Genomic DNA, 20,566 nt, shown 5'->3' with positions numbered 1-20,566 from the left:
TCGTATAAGGTTCGGTAGATTTTCATTCCCCCGAAAGCAGGCAACATTGAACCGGGAGAGGTTTGTTTATGACGCTTCTGCAAGCGCTAAGGGCGAACGTGCGTATTGAGCCGGGGCCGAAAATCCGCACCTTCGGCGGCTGGTGCCGTCACGACCGAGTTCTGCTCAACGGCGCCGAGATCGGGCGCATTCAAACGCGGCGGGGCCGCAATCGCATAGAAGTCATCACCGTCGCCGGCAACGTCTATACCATGGGCTACGACGTCGAATGGCTGGTCGGACAGGGAGACGATGCGTATGGTCTTAACTCCACGGCAGCGTGAAGTCTACGAATACATCCGGCGCTTTGCCGAAGTTCATGGCTACGCGCCGACGATTGCCGAAATCCGCGGCCATCTCGGGCTCAGCTCGCCGGCAACTGTGCATCAGTTGTTGTCTGTGCTGGAGCGCGAAGGCTTGATCCGCCGCATCAAGCACGCCAGCCGCGGCATCGAGCTGGTCAAAGCCGAAAGCGATGACGCGCCGTGCGAGATACCGCTGCTCGGCGTGGTCGCGGCGGGCCAGCCGATAGAAGCCGTCTTGAATCATGAATCGGTGGTCATCCCGCCCGACATGCTCGGACGCAAGCGAACCTTTGCCTTGCGCGTGCGCGGCGATTCGATGATCGATGAACAGATACGTGATGGCGATTTCTTGATCGTCGAATCACGCGAGACGGCAGAGAACGGGCAGACGGTCGTTGCGCTCGTTGACGGCAGCGACACCACCGTGAAGCGGTTTTATAAGGAAGCCAACCAGATCAGGCTGGAGCCGGCCAATCCAGCTTATCAACCCATCATCAAGCCCGCCGAGCGCGTCCATATTCAGGGCGTTGTCATCGGCGTGATTCGCAAGTATCACCACTGACACGCCGCCAGTTTGGCGTGCCTGACAAGAAGCTGAACCGGCGCGAAGCGACGCCGTCTAGCTCGTCGTGTGTCCGCGAAGCCGAGGAGACGCAGATGAAAGCAGTCTTCAAAAGCGCATGGCCGTACCGCGAGGACGCCATGAACCTGCCGGTCGAAAATGTCGAAGCCGCCATCCCGTTTTACGAAACGGTCATGGGATTTCGAGTCGTGTCGCGGCAAGCCGCGCCCTGTAAGTCGGCCGTCCTCGCTCGCGACACGATTCAGATCGGGCTGGCCGAAAATGGCGGCGACCCAGAGCAGGAAGGCTGTTTCTTTGAGGTAGATGACGCCGAAGCGGCCTTTGCAGAGTTGCGGGCGAATGGCCTGGGAAGAGAAGAAGCTAACTTCCGCATTGACCAGCACGGCGACACCGCCTTCAAAGTCTTTTTCGTCATCGCGCCCGACCGGCTTTGTTACTGTCTCGGCGAGCGGCAGAGTTGAGAACCGCGATTGCGGCGTTGCCCGAAATCGTGAGCTAAACCGTGAAAGGAGAAACGACAATGGCAGTTAAACCGATTCCTGAGGGTTATCACACCTTAACGCCTTTTCTAATCATCGAGGGGGCGGCCAAGCTGATCGATTTTTTGAAAGCGGCCTTTAACGCGCAGGAGGTTTCCCGCATGTCGGGCAAGGACGGCACGGTCGGCCACGCCGAACTCCGCATTGGCGACTCGATGCTGATGCTGGCCGACGCGCAGCCCGAGTACCCGGCACGCCCATGCATGATCGGTCTCTACGTCGAAGACGTTGACGCCACCTACCAGCGCGCCCTTGCCGCCGGCGCGACTTCTGTGCGCGAAGTGGCGGATCAGTTTTATGGAGACCGCAGCGGCGCCGTTCAGGACGCCTCCGGCATGCAGTGGTGGATCAGCACACACATTGAAGATGTGACGGACGAAGAACTGGCCCGCCGCGCCGCCGCGTTCAAAGATCAACACCAGGAACAATGTGGCTGAGCCCGAGTCGGCCTCGGCAGGACGCACCCAACAATCATTCGCTGCCTGAGTGCCCGGCAGCCCGAGATTTCAAACAACGAAGGAGATTGAAACGATGTCTGAAGTGCGAAGAATTCCGAGCGGTTTTCACACCATCACGCCGACGATCTTTGTCAGGGGCGCGGCGCAGGCAATGGAGTTTTACAAGCAGGCATTCGGCGCGGAAGAGATCTCGCGCCACACCACGCCCGACGGCGGCAAGGTCGTTCATGGCGAGCTGAAGGTTGGCGATAGCCACTTGTTCATCTGTGACGAGTTTCCCGAATGGGGCGCGCAGTCGCCGGAAACGCTCAACGGCAACAGCGGTGCGTTTTATCTTTACGTCGAGAATAGCGACGAATCGTTCAACCGCGCCGTCAACGCCGGGGCGGCGATCATCCGTCCGGTGGAAGAGACCTTCTGGGGCGACCGCGTCGGCGTCATCAGCGATCCGTACGGCCACAAGTGGAATTTCTCGACGCACGTCCGCGATGTCACGCCCGAAGAGATGGCCGCCGCCTCTGCGAAGTTTTTCAGCGGCGACGAGCAGAAGGCCGACGCCGCATCCTGACGCTGGCCCAGCAGGTGAAAGGAGAATAGCCATGAGATTGAGAATCGTGCTTTGCACAACCGTAATGATCTGCGCCGCATTGCAGGGCAATGCGCTCGCCCAGGAGCCGGCGAAAGGCGACGCCAAGGCGGCCCCTAACATGCAGGAGATGATGAAGAGGTGGATGGAAGTGGCGACGCCCGGCGAAGGCCACAAGTACCTCGATCAGATGGCCGGCAAATGGGACATCACCCTGCGCGCCTGGATGGAGCCGGGAAAGCCGCCGCAGGAATCAAAAGGCACCTGCGAGGCCAAATGGATGCTGGAAGGGCGCTTTCTTTACAGCGAAATGAGCAGCCAGATCATGGGCATGCCGTTCAAAGGCATAGACGTTATCGGCTATGACAACTACAAGAAGCACTACGTGGTCTTCCACATCGATAACCTGGGCACGGCACTCTCGACCGGCGAAGGCAAGCTCGACCCGTCAAAGCAGGTCATGACCGTCTTCGGCAAGATGGACGATCCGATAATGGACGAGCACGACAAGCCCGTGAAATATGTCACGCGCCTGCTCAGCAAAGACAAGTACGTCTTTGAAGTCTATGACGAGGTCGGCAGCCCGCACGAGTTCAAGGTACTCGAACTCACGTACACGCGCGCGAGGCCGTGAGCGCACAGTTGTTCCCGCAGTCTGGCTCTTAGCCTGACAAATGAAGAAAGCAGTTGCCGAGTCTAGCCCCCTGCGGCGAGACGGAACGCGCCCCCACGTTCCGTCTCGCCTTTTTATTTGGACGAGCGGCGCGGCCTGAGGTCGGCTCCCGCTCTGAGGTCGGCCGCCCGCGCCGCGCCCTCGCCTTGTTCCGCGCATCCCCCGCCCGGTCCTCGTTTATACGTCGGTGACGAAAGCCATATTGCCGGATTTAGTCCTCCTTGACACTGGTGGTGGTTAGTTATAGTCTGCCAAACACGTCACTCCCCACAGTAAGGAGGGCACAATGTATCAGATAATCAAATCGCATGGCGTCGGGGCGACTGTGTAGTCATTGGAGGTCATATGGAAAAGCGAAAACGCAAGAGCAGTGCGCAAAAAAGCAGCAAGGCCGGGGCAGGGACAAAGGCGAGCGTGAAGGCCCGCGTGCCGAAGGTCGAGGCAACGGTGGCTCCCAAAGAGGTGGATATGCCGCCTAGAGAAGAGTTGATACCGGGCCAAATAGAGCCGCAAACGACACTCATTCGCGGCCCCCGCAAGCGCGGGGTGGAAGGTGCGCCGCCGCCCCGCCTCGAATATCACAAGAAACGCAGTAAGTGGTTCCAGGCGCGGGCGGCATGGCCATATCGAGAAGCGCCCACACAAACGATGGTGCGAGAGCGCGGCCAAAGTAAGAAGACGCTGGCGCCGGCTCCCGGGCCGGCTCAATGGGAGCTTGTCGGTCCGACGAATATTGGCGGGCGCATGACGAGCATCGTCTGCCACCCGGCGCAACCCGAGCGCATTTGGGCGGGGGCGGCGGGCGGCGGCGTCTGGTTCAGCCCGGATGCGGGACAGACGTGGCATTCCCAATGGCATGACGAAGACGTTCTGAATGTCGGCTCGCTGGCTATTGACCCCGTCAACCCGGACATCCTGTATTGCGGCACAGGCGAAGCCAACCTCTCGGCAGACTCATACGCCGGGGTCGGAATTTATCGCACCCTCGATGGCGGCAAGAACTGGCACCTGTTTGCCGCGACGGATAAGACGGGGATTCCCGCGCGCATCGGCGCCATCGCCATAGACCCCTTCGACACGAAGCACATCCGCATCGGCGGCGTCGGCTTCGCCGAAACCGGAGGCGGGGCGGATGATCTCGGCGGCATGTACTTTACGCATGATGGGGGGATTACGTGGCAGCGCGAGACCTTCGTCTTATCGACTAACTACTGGTGTCACGCGATTGTTTTCGACCCGAAAACCAGGGGGACGATCTACGCGACATGCACCGCCCGCGGGCCGCGCAGCGGCATCTACAAGTCAACGGACGGCGGCAAGAACTGGGCGCAGTTGAAAGGCGGGCTACCGCCGGCATCCAGCATAGGCCGCACCAGCCTTGCTCTCAGTCCTTCCAACACCAAGGTCCTGTATGCGTTCGCCGCCGACGAAATGAGCGCATCTTCGGACCAGATGCTCGGTGTATTCCGCACCAGCAACGGCGGTAAGACATGGACGAACGTCGCCGGGACGCATTTCAAGAAGGAAGGCCAAATCTCTTACGGCAACACGATTGCCGTACATCCCAAGAGTTCCAACCACGTCATCTGCGGCGGCGTTGACTTGCACCTCTCGACTGACGGCGGGAAGCATTGGACGAAGGTCACGAGATGGGACGCCGACCGCGGCACGAACCCGAAGTACGCTCATGCCGATCACCATTGCCTGTTGATGCCCGTGGGCAGGCCGGGCCGCGTCTATGACCCGAACGACGGCGGCATGGATTTGAGTGAAGATGGCGGGCTCACCTGGGTCAATCGCAGCAATGGCCTCGCCACGAACATGTACTACGACTTAGACGTTGCTCAGAGTGACGGCAGAGTCTTTGGCGGCGGCGCGCAGGACAACGGCACCTTAATCACGACGGATGGGGGCAGTGACGACCACCACGAGATTCTTGGAGGCGACGGCGGCTGGATGGTGATTGATCCGAAAGATGCCGGGCATCTCTTTGCCTCAGTCTATAACCTCTACATCGTCCGTTTTCGCGACGGCACAAATAAGGAGGTGCCGCCCCCGGCTCCGGTTGACGAGCAGAACAGCGTCTGGATGTGTTTCATCGCCATGGACCCGAATGACCGTAACACGCTGTTCACCGCTTCGAGTCGCGTCTGGCGCACAAAGAATGATGGCGACACCTGGACGCCCGTTTCCGCGACGCTGGATGGCAGCACCGTCTCGGCCATCGAAATCGCGCCGGCGAACTCCAAGCAAGTCTATGTCGGCACGGAGAACGGCGGCTTCTTCCGCAGCATGGATGGCGGGAACACCTGGAGCTCGAATCTGGCAGGCCCTCTGCCCGGCCACAGCATCACGCGCCTGGGCACGAATCCCGGCAACGCCAACCAGATTTTTGCGACGGTCGCCAACTTCGGGCATTCCCACGTCTTTCGCTCGAAGGATGGCGGGCTGACCTGGGAGGACGCCGATAAAGGGCAACTGCCGGACGTGCCGCACCACTCGATGGCCATCCCGCGCAGCTCTCCCAATACCATTTATGTGTGCAACGATGTCGGCGTCTTTGTCTCGCCCGACGCCGGCGGGACGTGGATGAACCTGACGCGGAACTTGCCGCATGTGATGGTAGTTGATCTGGTTTATCACGAGAAGGATCGGACGCTCAGCGCCGCCACCTATGGCAGGAGCATCTGGCGGCTGAAGATTTAGCGGGTCAATCGTCGCGCGATACGGGCGTCACTTGCCGCCCGAACGACGTTGGAACCATTCTTCGCGGCGGCGGAGATTGTCGCGGTCTTCGCCGATCTTTTCGCCGAACGGCTTGATCGAATGAGCGGGCGTTTCGTCGTCCGGCGGTGACTGGTCGGGGTGCCGCGAATCCTGCCGGTCAGTCTCTTCACGCTTCTTCGGCTCTTCCTGCTCGGTAGTTTTCTCTTCAGCCATTTCTATACCCCCAGCCCGGCGGCGTCAGGCCGCCGTTATTCGAAGGCGCTGACGCGGCGCGCCTGGCTCGGCACGGCTTGCGGGTTGAACTTGCGCGCGTAGGTCCAGACATAGCTGCGCAGGCTGTAGTAATAGGGGTTGAAACCGACTTCGTCTAACTCTTTCAGCGCCTGCTCGACGCTCCAGTGGTGGCGGGCGACGCGGTAGATGGCGCTCATCTCGCCTGTACGGTGCAGGCCGTCGTCGCAGAAGACGTAAAACGGCCCTTTCGCTTCGTCCGTGACCACGGCGACAAACTCTCTTGCCTGCGCGTCGGTTGCCGGGTTCCAGACGCCCAGCGGCAGCCAGTAATAGCGCAGGCCGGCGCGCTCGGCGGCCACGCCGACCGCATCCGTGTGGTCATAAATCGAGCGCAGATCGACCACCGTCTTAACGCCCAGCCGGGTCAGCGTTTCGATGCCGCCGCTGGTCGGCACAGCGCCGCGCATGTAGTTGGCGTCGAGGCGGCGGAACATCGGCAGCCGGGTCGTCACCTCGGCGCCGGTTTCCTTAATCGGCATCAGCGTAGCGCTGCCCGAGGCCGCGACGCGGCGCTGGCCGTTGCTGGCAACGAGGATGAAGGTGGTGGCTACCGCGATGCAGGTCACTGCCAGGATTGCGACAACCAGTAGTCTTTGCTTCTGCACTTCTTCTCTAAACCTCAAAGTCGTTCGGGGGACACGCTATATAAATTTATAACCTGCCCGTCAAGTTTACGCAAAGGTGCGCCGGGCGGTTTCACCCGCAACGGAAGCAATTGACACAAGTTGTGGCATTTTGACTTAGGCCATTCATTCATTTTGCTGCCTCTCGCCGCGCCCCGTGAGCAAAGCCGGGCCGATTAGCCGCAAACATAAGACTTAATCGCCGCGCCGGGTTTGGAACAGCCTTTGCCCTATAAGCTCCGATTTATATCTTCGACTGCCAGGGGGGAGGCCGTAGAGAGATGGCGGGCGCGGTTCTTGAGCGGGACATGACCATCGGCAACGCGCTGTCTGGTGTCGTCACCGGGCTGGGGCTGGCGGCGCTCGCCTATTCGACGGCCCTGCTGGTTTCGAACGGCATCCGCGTGCAATGGGTGCTGCTCAGCCTGGTCACAGTGCTGCTCGCCTCGCGCCTCGATGTCGGCATGCCGCGCCTTGCCGGCGGCCTGGCGCTCGGTGACGTGCTGGTCTTTATGGCCATGCTCTTATTCGGCCCGTTCCCGGCGGTGACCCTGGCCGGCGCCGACGCCGCCATCCATTCGCTACAGCACAAACAACAGCGCCGCGTCGTCCTCTACCACGCGACGCGCAAGGCGTTGGCGGCTTACGTCGCAAGCGCCGTAGCGGCCTTGCTATTCGGCGACCTGACGCAGCTGACGGCAGATATGCTCAGCCTCGGCCTGGCCGTAGCGGTCATTGCCGCGGCGCATTTCGCCTGCGATTTCGGCCTCGCCAGCCTGATCGCCACGCGGCGGGGCGGCGGCGTTGCGGTCAACCGGACGTCGCGGTGGTGGGCGGCGGTCTCTTATCTCGGCGGCGCCTTGATGACCTGTATCATCGTCAAGCTGATCGCCGTCATCTCGTTTTACGCCTTCATTCTCTCGGTGCCCATTGCATCGATTACCTATTTCACCTACCGCGTTTATCTCGAACGCGTCGAGACCTCGAACCGCCACGCCGAGCAGATGGCCGACCTGCACCTGCGAACTATCGAGGCGCTGGCCATCGCCATTGACGCCAAAGACGAAGTCACGCAAGACCATGTGCGGCGCGTGCAGATTTACGCGACCGGGCTGGCGCGCCTGTTTGGCCTGTCGGACATGGAGATCGAAGCGTTAAAGGCCGGGGCTTTGCTGCATGACATCGGCAAACTGGCCGTCCCCGATTACATCCTTAACAAGCCCGGCAAGCTGACGCCCGCCGAGTTCGAGAAGATGAAAGTCCACACGACGGTCGGCGCAGAGATACTAGAGCGCGTCGGCTTTCCTTACCCGGTCGTGCCGGTCGTGCGCCATCATCACGAGCGCTGGGACGGGCATGGCTATCCCGACAGTCTGTGCGGCGACGAGATTCCCATCACGGCGCGGATTCTGACGATTGCCGACTCGTTCGATTCAATGCGCGAAGACCGCCAGTACCGTCAGGCGATGTCCCGCGACGAAGCCATCGTGACGCTCAAAGAGGGCGCCGGCGCGGTCTTCGACCCGCACGTGGTCCGGGCGTTCCTCGATCACCTTGAAATCTTCGAGGCGGAAATCCGCGAGTGCCGCGTCGAAGCCCAGGCCGAGGCCTTCCGCCGCAAGACGGGCGACGACCGCCGCTTGCAACCGAGACCCTCCGGGCCGCTGGCATTCGAGCAGATTCGCGATGCCCACCGCGAAGTGCTGGCGCTCTACAACATCGCCCAGACCATCGGCACCAGCCTCGACCTGCGCGACAGCTTCGCGGTCTTTTCCGCGCGCCTGCTCGACATCGTCAACTACACCACCTGCATTCTCTACCTGGCGCGGCAGGACGCCACAGAGGTCGAGGCGGCGCAGGTCGCGGGGCGCAACGGCGAAGCCTTCCGCGGCAAGCGCATGCCGTCGGGGCGCGGCATCAGCGGCTGGGTGGTCGCCAACAGCCATCCCATGCACAACTGCAACCCGTCGGTTGATTTCGATGCCATGCAGCTCGACCCCGGCGAACCCTACAGCGCGGCGACCGTGGTGCCGCTGATCAAAGAGGGCGAAGCGCTCGGCGCGCTGGCGGTCTACTCGGCAGAGCTGGACGCCTACACCCCCGACCATCTGCGGCTGATGGAAGCTGTCGCCAAGCTGCTCTCGGACGCGGTCGCCAATTCGGTGCATCACGAGCGCACAGAGAACAGCGCCCTGACCGACCCGCTGACCGGATTGCCGAACGCGCGCGCGCTGCGCTATCGCTTTGAAGAAGAGGCCGACCGCGCGCGCCGCCACCGCGACACCTTTTCAGTGATGCTGCTCGACCTGGATGGCTTCAAGGCGGTGAATGATCGGCTCGGCCACCAGGCGGGCGATCAAGTGCTAAAGCAACTGGCGGCAGTGATGCTTGGGCTGATCCGCTCGATGGATTTTCTGGGCCGCTATGCCGGCGACGAGTTCGTCATCGTCATGCAGGTGGGCGCCGAAGAGGCGCGCGAAGCGATGGCGCGCTTGCAGAAGGCCATAGACCGGCACGAGTTCGGTTTCAATGGCAATCGGGTGGGGCTCGGCGTCAGTATCGGCTGCGCCAGCTTCGGCGCGGACGGCGAATTATTCGATGAGCTGTTATTGGCCGCAGACCGCGCCATGTACGCCGACAAAGCACGCCGCAAAGGGCTGCCCGGCCCCTCGCGCCACCTCCTCGCTAACGATTCCGACCCGCGCCAAGCTCTATAAAGTGACAAGTGACAAGTGACAAGTGACAAGACATTGTCACTCCGATTCCTGGTTGATTCTGGCCTACGCCGTTCCTCTTGTCACTTGTCACTTGTCACTTTACCTTAATCACCATGACCGTCAGATCATCTTCGGGGCCGTCCATGTCAAAGGTATATTCGTAAACCGCGCTGGTGACCGCCTGCACGATGTCGTAAGCGCGGTCGCTTTCGTTGGCTCGCACCAACTGTTCAAGCCGCGGCAGACCGAACATCTCGTCTTTCGAGTTGCGCGCTTCGACGACGCCGTCGGTGTATAGCACCAGCACGTCGCCCGAACGTAACTCGGCGACCGATTCCGAGTAGCGCGCCTCTTCAAACACGCCGAGCGGCAGGCCGCCGTGCGATAACAACTGGCTGCTGCCGTCGCTGCGCAGCAACAGCGGCGGGTTGTGGCCGGCGTTGATATACATCAGCCGCTTGTTTTCTACGTCAATCAATCCGTAAAAAGTCGTGATGAAGCGGTCGCCGTTGGTCGCTTCGTGTACCAGCCGGCTGATGCGCGTCATCACGACGCGCATCGCCAGCTCATTGATGACGGTGGCGTGGACATAGGCGCGAAACGTCACCATAATCAGCGCCGCCGCCAGTCCTTTTCCCGAAACATCGGCCACCAGCACGCCGAGCCGATCCGATATCTGATCGATCACGTCCAGATAATCGCCGCCGACTTCGCGCACAGGGATCGTCGTCCCGTAGATGTCGAGCCCGCTGTGGTTGGGGAAGGCGCGCGGCAACAACCCTTCGACGACTTTGCGCGCCAGCTCGATTTCGCTCTCGGCCTGCCGCTGCCTGACGACTTCGCGGTAAAGCAACGTGTGATCAACCGCCGAGGCCGTCAGCGCCGCGAACATGGTCAGTAGTTCCAGGTCGCGCTCGCTGTAGCGATCAACGCGGTCGGCTTCGAGGTTGATGACGCCGATCACCGCGCCATCGGCGCGTATGAGCGGCGCGGCGATCTCCGAGCGCGTCTCGGCGCGCGCCTTGACGTAGCGCGTGTCGCTCTTAACGTTGTTGACGATCTCGCCGCGGGCGTTCTTGATGACCCAGCCGATGATGCCGCCGCCCGATTGCAGGAAGTCGTCGCCGATCACCTGCGGCGGGTAGCCGCGCGTCCGCACTTCGAAGAGCGCGTGCGTCGGCGGGTCAATGATGCAGATGACCGCCGCCGAATAATCGATTAGCTCTTTGAGCGAGTCGAACGTGGTGTCGAGGACTTCGTCGAGGTCGAGCGAGCCGCTGACGCGGCGCACGGCGTCAATCAGCGTAGCAATAGTTTGTTCATGTACTGGCATCGCGTCTGCTTTGGAATCGGAATGAAACACCGAGGCACCGAGGCACAGGGGAGGCACGGGGAAGACTCTGTGCCTCCGTGCCTCCGTGCCTCGGTGTTTAATCTTCTCATCATATCTCGAAGAATCAAATCTCACGCGAAGACCGCCGGGTCAGCCTCTGTGAAGAACGCTTCATGCAAACGCTCGATAACCACGGCGGCATCGCGCTCGTCTGTGACGAACGTGAGGTTAATCTCGGACGCGCCCTGGCTGATCATGTTGATGTTGGCATCGCCGATGGCGCCAAACAATCGGCCCGCGACGCCCGGCGTGGACTTCAGGTTTTCGCCGACGACGCAGACAATCGCCTTGTCGCGCTCGATGCCGACTTCGCCGATCTGCCGCAGGTCGCGCTCGATGGCTTCGAGGTTGTCGGCGCTGTCGAGGGTCATCGAAACCGAGACTTCCGAAGTCGTCACGACATCAACGGAAGTCTGATGGCGCTCGAAGACCTCGAACAGCGCGCGCAGGAAGCCATAGGCCATCAGCATGCGCGTCGCGGTGACGTGGATGATCGTGACGCCGCGTTTGAGGGCGATGGATTTGATGGCGTTTGCGGTGCGCGGCGGCTTCGAGACAATCAAAGTCCCTTCGCCCGTCGGGTTGTGGGTGTTGAAGATATGGACGGGAATTCCTTGCTCGACCGCCGGCAGGACGGTTGATGGGTGCAGCACCTTGGCGCCGAAGTACGACAGCTCGGCGGCTTCCGTGAAAGAGATGACGCGGATGCGGCGGGCGTTGCGGACGACACGCGGGTCAGCGGTCAGCAAGCCGTCAACGTCCGTCCATATCTCAATCGCCTCGGCGCCAATCGCCGCGCCGATGATGGCCGCTGAATAATCCGAGCCGCCGCGCCCGATGGTCGTCGTCACGCCATCGGCGGTCGAGCCGATGAAGCCTTGCGCCACCGGCACACACTTCGATTCGACGACCGGCAACAAGACCGCGCGTGTTCGCAGTCGGGTTTCGGCCATATCAGGCGCGGCGCGCGTGAACTGTTTATCGGTGAGGACGAACTGGCGCGAATCAACCAGCTCGGCGCGGATGCCGCGCGCCGCGAACGCCGCGGTGACGATCACCGACGACAAGCGTTCGCCGAACGATACGACGGCATCCTGGCTGCGCGGCGTCAGCTCGCCCAGTGTCGCCACAGAGCGCGCCAGCCCGGTCAATTCGTTGAACTGGTAATCGATGCTGTGCGCGGCCCATTCGAGCGAATAGCTGCCCGTGTCGGCGCAGCCCGCCATCAAAGCGCGCGCCGTTTCAAGGTGGCGCTCGCGTAAGGCTTCGATGATAGCGGCGGCTTCTTCATAGCGCCGCTCGGTGGCGATGCGGGCGATGCTTAAGAGGGCGTCGGTCACGCGCGTCATTGCCGAGACGACGACCACCGGCGCGCGGTGAAGTTTGCTCTTAACAATCTCCGCGACTTGATGAATGGCGGCGGCATCGCCCACCGACGTGCCGCCGAATTTCATGACGATCATTGGTTCACCCCGGCTAAAGGTTATACCAACGACCACTGCGCGATGGCGAGCGATTTCGCAAAAGCTGCTGGGTGTAAGTAAAGTACGTTCCCCGTTGGCTGTCGGTTAATCACACCCTGATGCCACTTAGAACAGGCAGCCACATAAAAGAAGATATAACATCTCTTTTTACTAGAGCCTGGTGTCTTTATTGCAAGGTTGTCCTCATTCACCACAGTCCTTTGTTTTTAGAGTCATACCGCCTATCAGTTTGCACGCCCCCCTAGCCCCCGCAGGGCCAGGCTGTGTTCCTTTAACATACCCACCCCATACTGGTTGGTCACCGTCGTAGCGAATACACACGGCCCTGCAATTTGAGCCTGCCTGGGGAGCCCCCGCATCGGGAGCCGCAACTATTCCAGGTTGCTGTGGTATATTAATAATTAAATTACTGCCCTCAAATCCTCCAAAACTGAAAGGTCGATTAAACAACCCGCCAACCAGTTCTCTATGATCTTGCTCGGTAAAACTGAAGAAAGGCGGCGCTTGAAAGAATTGGTGTGGCTCACTCCAATCCTGACCAGAGGAAGTCGGCGTGGAATTCAGCAATGGCAGCGTAAAGCCTTGTAGTTGGTTATCTGTTGGCGCAAGGCTGTCACTATAAGAACTAAGTCGGGGCGCTACAAATTGTCCGTTTGGGCTTAATTGTGCTCTTGGCTGCTCTGGCTGATAAGGATTTTGTTGCTTACGAATGCGTCCAGTACAGTGTGCACAGCCTACGCCTTCGCCTGAATCTCCCGGTACAGTAGCTAGAGCAATAGCGATTGCTAAAATAACCCAGAAGAAACGCCCATCGGGGTCTACATAATTGATCGGATTATTGCCCACGTAAGCGTAGGCGTTACCGAGATTCACTTCATCCGACCACATACCAATCGGGTCGCGATGAATGAATCGCCCGGTCTGGGGATTCATATAGCGATGGCGATAATAGTAAAGTCCGCTCTCAGGGTCGAAGCGGCGTCCGGCGAAAAGATAGTGATTGTTGACGGCGCTCTGACTGTGCGTCGTTCCGGCGGCGTCGGTGATCGTTGGTATGCCATAAGCATCGTACCGATATCGCTCGACGACCGCGCCGTGATGGTCGGTCAATGCCGCGATGTAACGCTTGCCGTCTTCGCTGTAGAAGAATCGCTTGTCCTTCACTTGATCGAAGCGGTCACTGTCGCCGTCGCCTGTCGCGTCGCTCGGCTCAATGCGGCCATCGTTGTTGCCGTCTACGTCGAGCGTCAGCGGCTCGTCTATCCACAGGCCATAAACATATTGCTGCGTCGCGCCGGCGCGTTGTAAATTCGAGCTGACTGAAACTTCTTCGATCTCCTGCCAACCGTCATAGAAATATCGCACCGTGCCGTTTATATTTCCGCTCACGCTGCGGCTGTTGGTCACAGTCGCTTGAAATCTCCGGTTGTGCGCGTCGTAGAAATAAATCGCAACGGCGGCCCGGTCCGCTTTACGCGTAACTTTGCGCAGCCGGTTGGCAAAGTCGTACTCGTAAAGGTTCGTGCCGTCATCCAGCAGGTTGCCGTTGTCGTCATGAAACTGTGCGCTGCCGGATTGCAAGGGAATGCCCGCTGTCGCTCCGGCAACGCGCCCGAACACCGTGTACTCGTTCATGTTATTGGCTTGGTTTGCGAGGCTGCGGCGCTTGGCCCAGTTGCCGACGCCGTCAAGCTGCCAGGTGTCCAGGTCATCGCCTGTCCTGTCAAACTTCGTGAGGCGGTACGCTGAATCATATTCGTAACTCTCAACGCGGGCTGGCTGGTTCGGCGTCTGGTTTGTGCGGCTCTCTTTCTCAGAGAGCTTGTTGTTCACCCGGTCGTAGCTGTATTCAAACCCGGCGATCAGCGCGCCATTCCGGTCGAGGTGGCGGCGCATGACCTCGCGCTTGACTCCGTCGTACCCTACGTCGTGCTGAGAATCACCATCAAGGTGCGTCAGCCGCACGCCATTGCCATAAACGCGTTCGAGCACGCGGTCGGGGCCGATGTAGGAGTAGTCAACAATCGGCGCAGCAGCCAACGTAGCGCCCGTGTTCGCGTCGCTGATCGTGTCAATGCGGTCGAGGTGGTCGTAAGTGATGTCAAGGGCGCGGCCATTCGGGTAGACCAGCCCGACGCGGTTATTATCGCCTGCCCAGCGGCTGGACACGGGGAACTCGCACTGCCGTTCTTCGAGCACGCGGCTCAACGAGTCGTAGGAGTACGTCACCGGCTGGTCGTCGAGCGGGTCAGCCGGGTCGTTGTTGTCAAAGGCCAGCGTCAGCCGCGACAAGCCGTCGTATTCAAACCGCTGCAAGGTTGTGCCGGTGACTTGCCACCTCACGTTCGGGTCTTTGAAGCCGCCGGCTCGGTGCGGGGTGCGCGACGTGGCGCGCTTCACATCAATCTGCACCAGCCGGTTGATGCCGTCAAAGCGCCTCGTCAGGATCGTGCCGTTTTGATCTACCACACGCAGGAGATTGTTGTCGCCGTCGTAAACGTAATCCCGGATCGTGCCGTCGTCGAAGATTTCCTGCTTGCGGCGGTTGAGGTCGTCGTAGACGTAACGGGTGATGTTGCCTTTCGGGTCCGCCGAGTCAATGATGCCGACGTTGGTGTTCTGGTCGCCGGGCGTGCTGCCATCATCAGCCATTGCGATCAGACGGCTGTTGGCGTCCCAGTCGCAGCTGTTGACGATCAACCCGTCGGGGTTGGCCGCGTTGCTCGTATCGAGAGCGCCGCCGCCCTGGCCGCCAACCCGCAGTTGGCGCACCTCGGCGATCTTGCGATTCATCCCGTCGTAGAAGTAATCCGTCGTGTTGCCGGGCTGATTGATTTTACTAACCAGCTGACCGGCGACCGGAAAACGACCGAGCGGGTCAGCAATCAACTGCGCATCGTCGCGCGAGTGCTGCGCGTCGCTCCGCTGGATGAGGTTGTCGCGGCTGTCGTACTGGTAACGGATCGTCTGGCCCAGGTTGTCGGTGGTGCGGATCAGGCGGTTGAGCCGGTCGTAGACGTTGATCGTCGTGAAGGTCTCTTGCAGGGCGGGCGCGCGGTGCGCCGCAACGTCCTGGCGTTGCGTGTACTCCCTCTCAATCACGGTCATGGCGTTGCTATCGCCATCGTACTCTCTGGCGACCTCGTTGCCTTCGGGGTCAACCTCGCTGATGGCGCGGTCCGCGCCGTCATAAAAAGTTTGCCGAGTGTCGAGGTCGTCTTCGATGACGTGCGTGCGGCGACCGTTGCGATCATACTCGTACCGCGTTACGACGAGGCCATCATTCGACTGGCCTAGCGGCCCGTCTCTAAGCAGCGGCGCGCGGTCGTAGCGGACGCCTTGATTGCGGTAATCAAACAGCCGGTCGTCGCGCTCGAACAGGCGGCGCATCTCGTCATATTTCAACTCGGCCTGACTCAACAATGGCTGGCGCAGATTCTCGACGCGCAGCGGCTGGTCGAGCGTGGCGGCGACCGAGTTGACTGCGCTGCGGCCGCCGACCGGCCCGAAGCGCGACGTGCTGATGGCGTCACCAGCCGGGTCGTAGCGCATCAGGCTCTGGTTGCCGACCGCGTCCACGTCGCTGACCAGCCGGTCAAAGCCATCGTACAGGTGCAGCGTCGCTTCGGGTAATCCGTCGCCCGTGTTGTCGGACGCATCAACCGTTCGGACAAGATTGCGATTGCCGTCGTAGTCGCGCTCGCCGGTCGCCATGTCGGCGCTGTTCGGGATCAGCCCGATTTCGGCAATGTCGGCGTACGCCGGCAGCACGCGGAATGCGTTGACCATGCCACCTCGCGTCGAGGTGAATACCAGGTCGCGTTCGTCAAAGATCATGCTGACGACATTGCTTGGCTGGCGTTCGGGGCTGCCGACGGGCAGGTTGGCGACCGGGCTGATGACTAGCACGCGATTCTCGTTGCGGTCGTAGCGGTACTTGGTCACCACGGCTTCGCCCGGCGTCTTGCTCACTTCTTGCCGTTCTTCGACGAGGTTGTCGAGGATGTCATACACGAAGCGGTGCTCGATGGAATTCCCCAGCAGGCTCTGGTTGTTAGAGTCGCGGTTCTCGACTTCGCGCTTGATGACGTTGTTGTTAGCGTCGTAGAAGATGTCTATGCGGTAATTGAACGACGGCGTGTCGGCGGCGCGGCGAATCTCGACCACCTGGTTCAGCTCGTTGACGGAATACTCTGTGGCGATGTCGCGGCCATCCACCTCTTTGATGACATTGCCGACGCGATCATAGAAGTAGACATGTTTGATAGCCGCCGGTTTGGGGTTGGTCCGCGAATCGCGCAGGGCGGTGTTGTCCGTCGGGCCGCCCGCGGCGTCAATAGTCTGTTGCTTGAGATAGCCAAATGGGCCATCGAGAATGCCGGGGGTCAGATTCAGCTTATCGCCATCGGGGTCATTCTCAGGATAATACTCGAAGGTATCAATGTTCGATTCGGCGTCAACGTGCTGCGTTATCTGGCCGAACTGGTTGTAGCGGAAAAATTCGGCGATGGGCTGTTGCGGGCGGCCTTCGAGTTGCGCCATGTTGGAATCCGGCAGCAAATTCACGGTGGGATGAATGACCGCCACGACATTGCCGGCGATCTGATCGGTGTGCCCGTCGCCGTTCACGTCGCCGAGTGCCATAGGAATATGGTTGCTGGTAAGCACTTGCATTACCTCTGCAACGCTCACACCCAACGCGTCGGCAAGCCCGGCAAAGTTCGTCCCTTCCTGATAGTCGAAGAGGTAAGTCGTGGTGTATCTCTGCGCCGACTGCGTGCCGCCATTTTGCGGCGCGTAAGCCGGGTCGTTGCCGCGCGGTTCGGTCTCCGTGCGCAGCCGATTGTAGACCGGCTCATAAGTCCTGGTCGTTTGGATGAACGCCTGATCGCCGCCGCGCTTGCTGTCGGGCCTGGTCGTCCGGCTCAGCAGATTGCCCTGCCCGAACCTCAGCGGGTTGTGTTCGTCGTAGACGTTTTCAACCGCATTGCCTTCGGGCCGGACCATGCGCGTCATCTCGCCGTCCTGGTTGTATTCGTAGCGCGTCTCGAAGAAGCCAGGGTCGCCGCGCCGGATGTGGCGGTTCGTGAATTCTCTGACGCGCACGATGTTGGCCAGTTGGTTGAAGCGATACTCGGTAAGATTGCCATTGCGGTCGGTCACCGTCGTTTGAAATACCGCCGTGTCGAAGTCACCGGCTGGCGCAGTGCCCAGCGGCTGATATTGATAAGAGATCGTCCCGCCGGCGGCCACGCCGCTCAGGTTTACGCCGCCGATCAGTTGATGCAGCACGCGGTCTGCGTTGGGAGAATTCACATCGTTGTCATACTCGACCGTGACCCGCGGCGGCCCCGATGCCGCCGCCTCGTTGGCGGCAACCACCTCGACCATATTATGGTTGAGCTTTTCGTCAGCGAACTCAGAGCTATAACGGAATAGAGTGGTCTTGCCGGCGATGAAATCGTTGCCCTTGGGCGTCCCGACGACCTGGGGCGAGGTGACGGCAATCAAGTCGCCCGGCCCGGTGCGCGCCGTCGTTCTTTCATCGTTGTAGTGAAAGGTGATCTTGCGCCCGGTGAAATCTTCGACTTCGGCGAGGTGACCGCTAGTGTTATAGCGATAAGCGATAGACCGCCCAAGCGTGTCAATAACTTCTTTCAGTTGCTTGGCGTCATTGTACTTGAACTGCATGCGGTTTCCATTGCGGTCGCGCAGCTCCGTCATGTGACAGAGGTGCTGATTGTCGGGTGCGGAATAAAAGACCAGGGCGCCATTCCTATCTCGCTCGACGAAACTCCCGTCTATATTCTGGTTCAGCCGCGTGTAAAAACCGGCGGGCGCGATAAACGTCGCGCCGTTGCGCGTATAGCGGTCGGCCCGGCCTTCGCCATCCATGCGGATGACGTCGCCATTATCGGCCATGAATAACCGGCGGTTGTAATTGAATTCCCAGTTGTGACCCAGCGGCCCCTCGAAATTAATGCCGCTGCGATATTTCCGCTCGAACTTCCAGTTGAACCCTCTGCCCTTGATTTCGAGATCGACCTGATAAAGAAAGAATTCGCCATTGTGCAGAAACACCGTGGCATGTCCGGTATCCTGGGCAATTCCCGGAACCGCGCCGGCGTTCTGACAACTGGTTTTTTCCTGGGCAATCAGACTGATACCTTGATTATAAGTCGGCTCGCCGTTGCAGCCGCAGGCGGGCCTGGCCGCACTCTCCATCATGGTTGTGAACTGCAACGGCCCGTTGAAAAAGTTCAGGCCCTCGGCCTGCGGGCGCGGCGGGACGACCGGCGGCGGCAGCTTGGGCGAGCCAAGCCGTTCGGCGGGGCGGGCCTCGTTAATCAGCCGGCTCAGCCGTTCGCCGGCGGTCTCCATGCCCAGCAGCTTGAATGGCGTATCCTTGGAGTCTTCCCCGGATTGCCGGGTCTGATCCGAAAGCGTCTGGCTGAAAGGCCGGGCGATGTCCGCTGTCTCGCGCACTTGGGCCACGGTTAGAGGAAGCGGCTGCAAAAGCAGTAGCGTTATCGTCAGTGTGCAGGCGAGTGAGCGCTGGGCTCTTCTTTGAGTTTCAAACTTCATGACAATACCTCCGTCAGGGCGGGTTTTTGACAACACCTGTTCTCTCTCGGCGGCTGTCGCCGTGAAAGGACTGATCAGCCGCCGGCGCCGCCCTGACGCACAAGTTTCCCTGTCCGCCATCGGGCAGCAACCTGGACTGTATGGACCGCGCCCGCTCCGTAAAGTTCAGCAGGCCCGCGTGCGGTGTATTGACGGTTCAGTTGGCGAGAGGTCCTTATCCGGAGCGCCGAGTGTGAGAGCGTGACCTCTCGGTGAAGCGATCTTGAATCCAAAGGGCGCGTGTAGGTGGGAACGACGCGTTTCATTCCGCAGCAACGCGGCTGCCCTACTCATCTCCCGACCCGTTTCTAGTCGGTCAGTGGATCAAAGCAACTCCTGAACGTCAGTGTTGCCGACTCTCCTAAGAGCATCTAATGTGCCATGAATTACAACGAGAATGCGCAGCCCGGTTCTTAAAAGCTAAGTCACTCGTGGGGGATACTTATAATGTTTATTACCATTCGGGCCGGGCCACGCGGCTCGACGGCACGGTGCGCTGATGGAAATTAAGTGGGAATCGAATTGCCATTATCTCGGACCGTGGTATCCACACCTGGTACTGAAGTATCCATGCCACGGCGAATCGAACCCTTGTTATGATAGGTGGCGTACATTACAAAACCGCGGGCCGGCCTACAGCGGGCTGGCTCGACAAGTGCTGAGGAGACAAGCGCGGAAGATAGACGCCAGGGTGGAAAGGCGAAAAGCCTGCCGCGAAAGACTAAGTCCCTGATCGCCCTGGCGTCCTCCCGGCTTTGTGCCCCGGCGCTCGGGGCGCAGGTCACGCCGTCCGACTTATCCGGGCAGCGGCACGCTGACATGCTCGTGGACGATCAGCCAGTGACCGCCGCGCCGCTCCCAGATGGCCGTGTGGCGCGCGTCCAGCGCTTGTGTGCCGCCGGCTTTCGGCGCAATCGAGAGGCGAAAGGTCACCGTCGTCCAGGCGACATTGCCGCGCCGGGTGATTTTCAAGTCGTTCATGTTCGGCGTCAGCGTGGCGCTGTTGGCCGTGGCGAAGAAATATTTCTGCACGCCCTCGCTATACTCTTTCCAACTGGTGTACTTCATCGGCGCGATGTCGAAGAAGATGAGGTCGGCGTCTTTGGCGTAATACTTCGCAGGCGCGTCGGTGTTAAACTTGCTCCAGTCGGCGTAGTAGTCTGTGATGAGCTTTCTGAATTCGGCGTCACCGCCGGCTTGCCGGGCGGGCGCTTTGGCTTGGGCCGCGCCAATCAGCACAACCATCAACGTCAGCGTCAGGGCGAGAAGGGCTTTCACGGGTCGGTTCATTGTTTGTCTCCTTGGTTGTTTTGCCCGTTTGCGCAACGAGCATAAAAGTAATCGGCCGGAAGCCAAACGTCAAAGCCTGGGCGGCGATGCCCGCGCCCGACGAATGGCCAATGACTCTACGCGCCGCCCGCGAGACAGGATTTATTCTGGCTTCCGTCAATCATTTTTGCCCCTTTATCTTTTGCCCCCTGGCTTTTGCCCGCATCCCAGGGCCTATTCATTCTCGAATAA

14 protein-coding genes are annotated in these 20,566 nt (G+C 60.3%); 8 read left to right on the top strand and 6 right to left on the bottom strand.

Features of this window, described 5'->3' with window-relative positions; all coding sequences use genetic code 11:
- Nucleotides 1–68: 68 nt before the first annotated feature.
- The 7 genes from VJ464_06250 to VJ464_06220 all read left to right on the top strand — a co-directional run bounded on the left by VJ464_06250 (nt 69) and on the right by VJ464_06220 (nt 5,889).
- The gene (locus tag VJ464_06250; GenBank protein ID HKQ04714.1) at nt 69–323 is read left to right on the top strand and encodes a hypothetical protein; all 255 of its coding nucleotides are present in this window, start codon (nt 69–71) and stop codon (nt 321–323) included.
- Nucleotides 298–906 (top strand): transcriptional repressor LexA, encoded by a 609-nt coding sequence (gene lexA / locus VJ464_06245; protein HKQ04713.1) that lies wholly within the window; start codon nt 298–300, stop codon nt 904–906. Before VJ464_06250 ends, lexA begins: the two co-directional genes overlap by 26 nt.
- 95 nt (nt 907–1,001) lie before the next feature.
- On the top strand, nt 1,002–1,388 hold the full coding sequence (locus VJ464_06240; GenBank protein ID HKQ04712.1) for a VOC family protein: 387 nt from the start codon (nt 1,002–1,004) through the stop codon (nt 1,386–1,388).
- A 59-nt stretch (nt 1,389–1,447) separates the two neighbouring features.
- Complete coding sequence (locus VJ464_06235; protein ID HKQ04711.1) at nt 1,448–1,903, top strand: VOC family protein; 456 nt, start codon at nt 1,448–1,450, stop codon at nt 1,901–1,903.
- Nucleotides 1,904–1,997: 94 nt separating this feature from the next.
- Nucleotides 1,998–2,492: a VOC family protein gene (locus VJ464_06230; GenBank protein ID HKQ04710.1), complete on the top strand. Its 495-nt coding sequence runs from the start codon at nt 1,998–2,000 to the stop codon at nt 2,490–2,492.
- Nucleotides 2,493–2,523: 31 nt separating this feature from the next.
- On the top strand, nt 2,524–3,144 hold the full coding sequence (locus VJ464_06225; GenBank protein HKQ04709.1) for a DUF1579 domain-containing protein: 621 nt from the start codon (nt 2,524–2,526) through the stop codon (nt 3,142–3,144).
- A gap of 384 nt (nt 3,145–3,528) precedes the next feature.
- Nucleotides 3,529–5,889 carry a hypothetical protein gene (locus tag VJ464_06220; protein HKQ04708.1) on the top strand — a complete coding sequence of 787 codons (2,361 nt, stop codon included), beginning with the start codon at nt 3,529–3,531 and terminating at the stop codon, nt 5,887–5,889.
- Nucleotides 5,890–5,916: 27 nt separating this feature from the next.
- Here the strand turns inward: VJ464_06220 and VJ464_06215 are convergent, their stop codons facing one another.
- Nucleotides 5,917–6,123, bottom strand: coding sequence for a hypothetical protein (locus VJ464_06215; GenBank protein HKQ04707.1), 207 nt, complete (start codon nt 6,121–6,123; stop codon nt 5,917–5,919).
- 35 nt (nt 6,124–6,158) lie between these two features.
- Nucleotides 6,159–6,809: a hypothetical protein gene (locus tag VJ464_06210; protein HKQ04706.1), complete on the bottom strand. Its 651-nt coding sequence runs from the start codon at nt 6,807–6,809 to the stop codon at nt 6,159–6,161.
- A 299-nt stretch (nt 6,810–7,108) separates the two neighbouring features.
- Between VJ464_06210 and VJ464_06205 the strand changes: the two genes are divergently transcribed.
- On the top strand, nt 7,109–9,544 hold the full coding sequence (locus VJ464_06205) for a diguanylate cyclase (protein HKQ04705.1): 2,436 nt from the start codon (nt 7,109–7,111) through the stop codon (nt 9,542–9,544).
- 94 nt (nt 9,545–9,638) lie between these two features.
- On the opposite strand, the gene VJ464_06200 is transcribed toward VJ464_06205, so the two are convergent.
- The 4 genes from VJ464_06200 to VJ464_06185 all read right to left on the bottom strand — a co-directional run bounded on the left by VJ464_06200 (nt 9,639) and on the right by VJ464_06185 (nt 20,335).
- Entirely contained in the window at nt 9,639–10,877 is a 1,239-nt protein-coding gene (locus tag VJ464_06200; GenBank protein HKQ04704.1) for a GAF domain-containing SpoIIE family protein phosphatase, read from the bottom strand.
- 131 nt (nt 10,878–11,008) lie between these two features.
- Nucleotides 11,009–12,400 (bottom strand): lysine-sensitive aspartokinase 3, encoded by a 1,392-nt coding sequence (gene lysC / locus VJ464_06195; protein ID HKQ04703.1) that lies wholly within the window; start codon nt 12,398–12,400, stop codon nt 11,009–11,011.
- Nucleotides 12,401–12,604: 204 nt separating this feature from the next.
- Nucleotides 12,605–19,006 (bottom strand): RHS repeat-associated core domain-containing protein, encoded by a 6,402-nt coding sequence (locus VJ464_06190; protein ID HKQ04702.1) that lies wholly within the window; start codon nt 19,004–19,006, stop codon nt 12,605–12,607.
- 834 nt (nt 19,007–19,840) lie between these two features.
- Nucleotides 19,841–20,335: a nuclear transport factor 2 family protein gene (locus VJ464_06185; protein ID HKQ04701.1), complete on the bottom strand. Its 495-nt coding sequence runs from the start codon at nt 20,333–20,335 to the stop codon at nt 19,841–19,843.
- Nucleotides 20,336–20,566 lie beyond the last annotated feature (231 nt).

This window comes from Blastocatellia bacterium (assembly GCA_035275065.1).
GTDB lineage: Bacteria > Acidobacteriota > Blastocatellia > UBA7656 > UBA7656 > DATENM01.
Note: the sequence above shows the minus strand (reverse complement) of the source record. Positions and strands in the feature narration are given on the sequence as shown.

Coding starts and splice junctions, on each gene's coding strand:
- VJ464_06250 (HKQ04714.1), top strand. CDS start 69: ATGACGCTTCTGCAAGCGCTAAGGGCGAACGTGCGTATTGAGCCGGGG.
- lexA (HKQ04713.1), top strand. CDS start 298: ATGGTCTTAACTCCACGGCAGCGTGAAGTCTACGAATACATCCGGCGC.
- VJ464_06240 (HKQ04712.1), top strand. CDS start 1,002: ATGAAAGCAGTCTTCAAAAGCGCATGGCCGTACCGCGAGGACGCCATG.
- VJ464_06235 (HKQ04711.1), top strand. CDS start 1,448: ATGGCAGTTAAACCGATTCCTGAGGGTTATCACACCTTAACGCCTTTT.
- VJ464_06230 (HKQ04710.1), top strand. CDS start 1,998: ATGTCTGAAGTGCGAAGAATTCCGAGCGGTTTTCACACCATCACGCCG.
- VJ464_06225 (HKQ04709.1), top strand. CDS start 2,524: ATGAGATTGAGAATCGTGCTTTGCACAACCGTAATGATCTGCGCCGCA.
- VJ464_06220 (HKQ04708.1), top strand. CDS start 3,529: ATGGAAAAGCGAAAACGCAAGAGCAGTGCGCAAAAAAGCAGCAAGGCC.
- VJ464_06215 (HKQ04707.1), bottom strand. CDS start 6,123: ATGGCTGAAGAGAAAACTACCGAGCAGGAAGAGCCGAAGAAGCGTGAA.
- VJ464_06205 (HKQ04705.1), top strand. CDS start 7,109: ATGGCGGGCGCGGTTCTTGAGCGGGACATGACCATCGGCAACGCGCTG.
- VJ464_06200 (HKQ04704.1), bottom strand. CDS start 10,877: ATGCCAGTACATGAACAAACTATTGCTACGCTGATTGACGCCGTGCGC.
- lysC (HKQ04703.1), bottom strand. CDS start 12,400: ATGATCGTCATGAAATTCGGCGGCACGTCGGTGGGCGATGCCGCCGCC.
- VJ464_06190 (HKQ04702.1), bottom strand. CDS start 19,006: ATGAAGTTTGAAACTCAAAGAAGAGCCCAGCGCTCACTCGCCTGCACA.
- VJ464_06185 (HKQ04701.1), bottom strand. CDS start 20,335: ATGAACCGACCCGTGAAAGCCCTTCTCGCCCTGACGCTGACGTTGATG.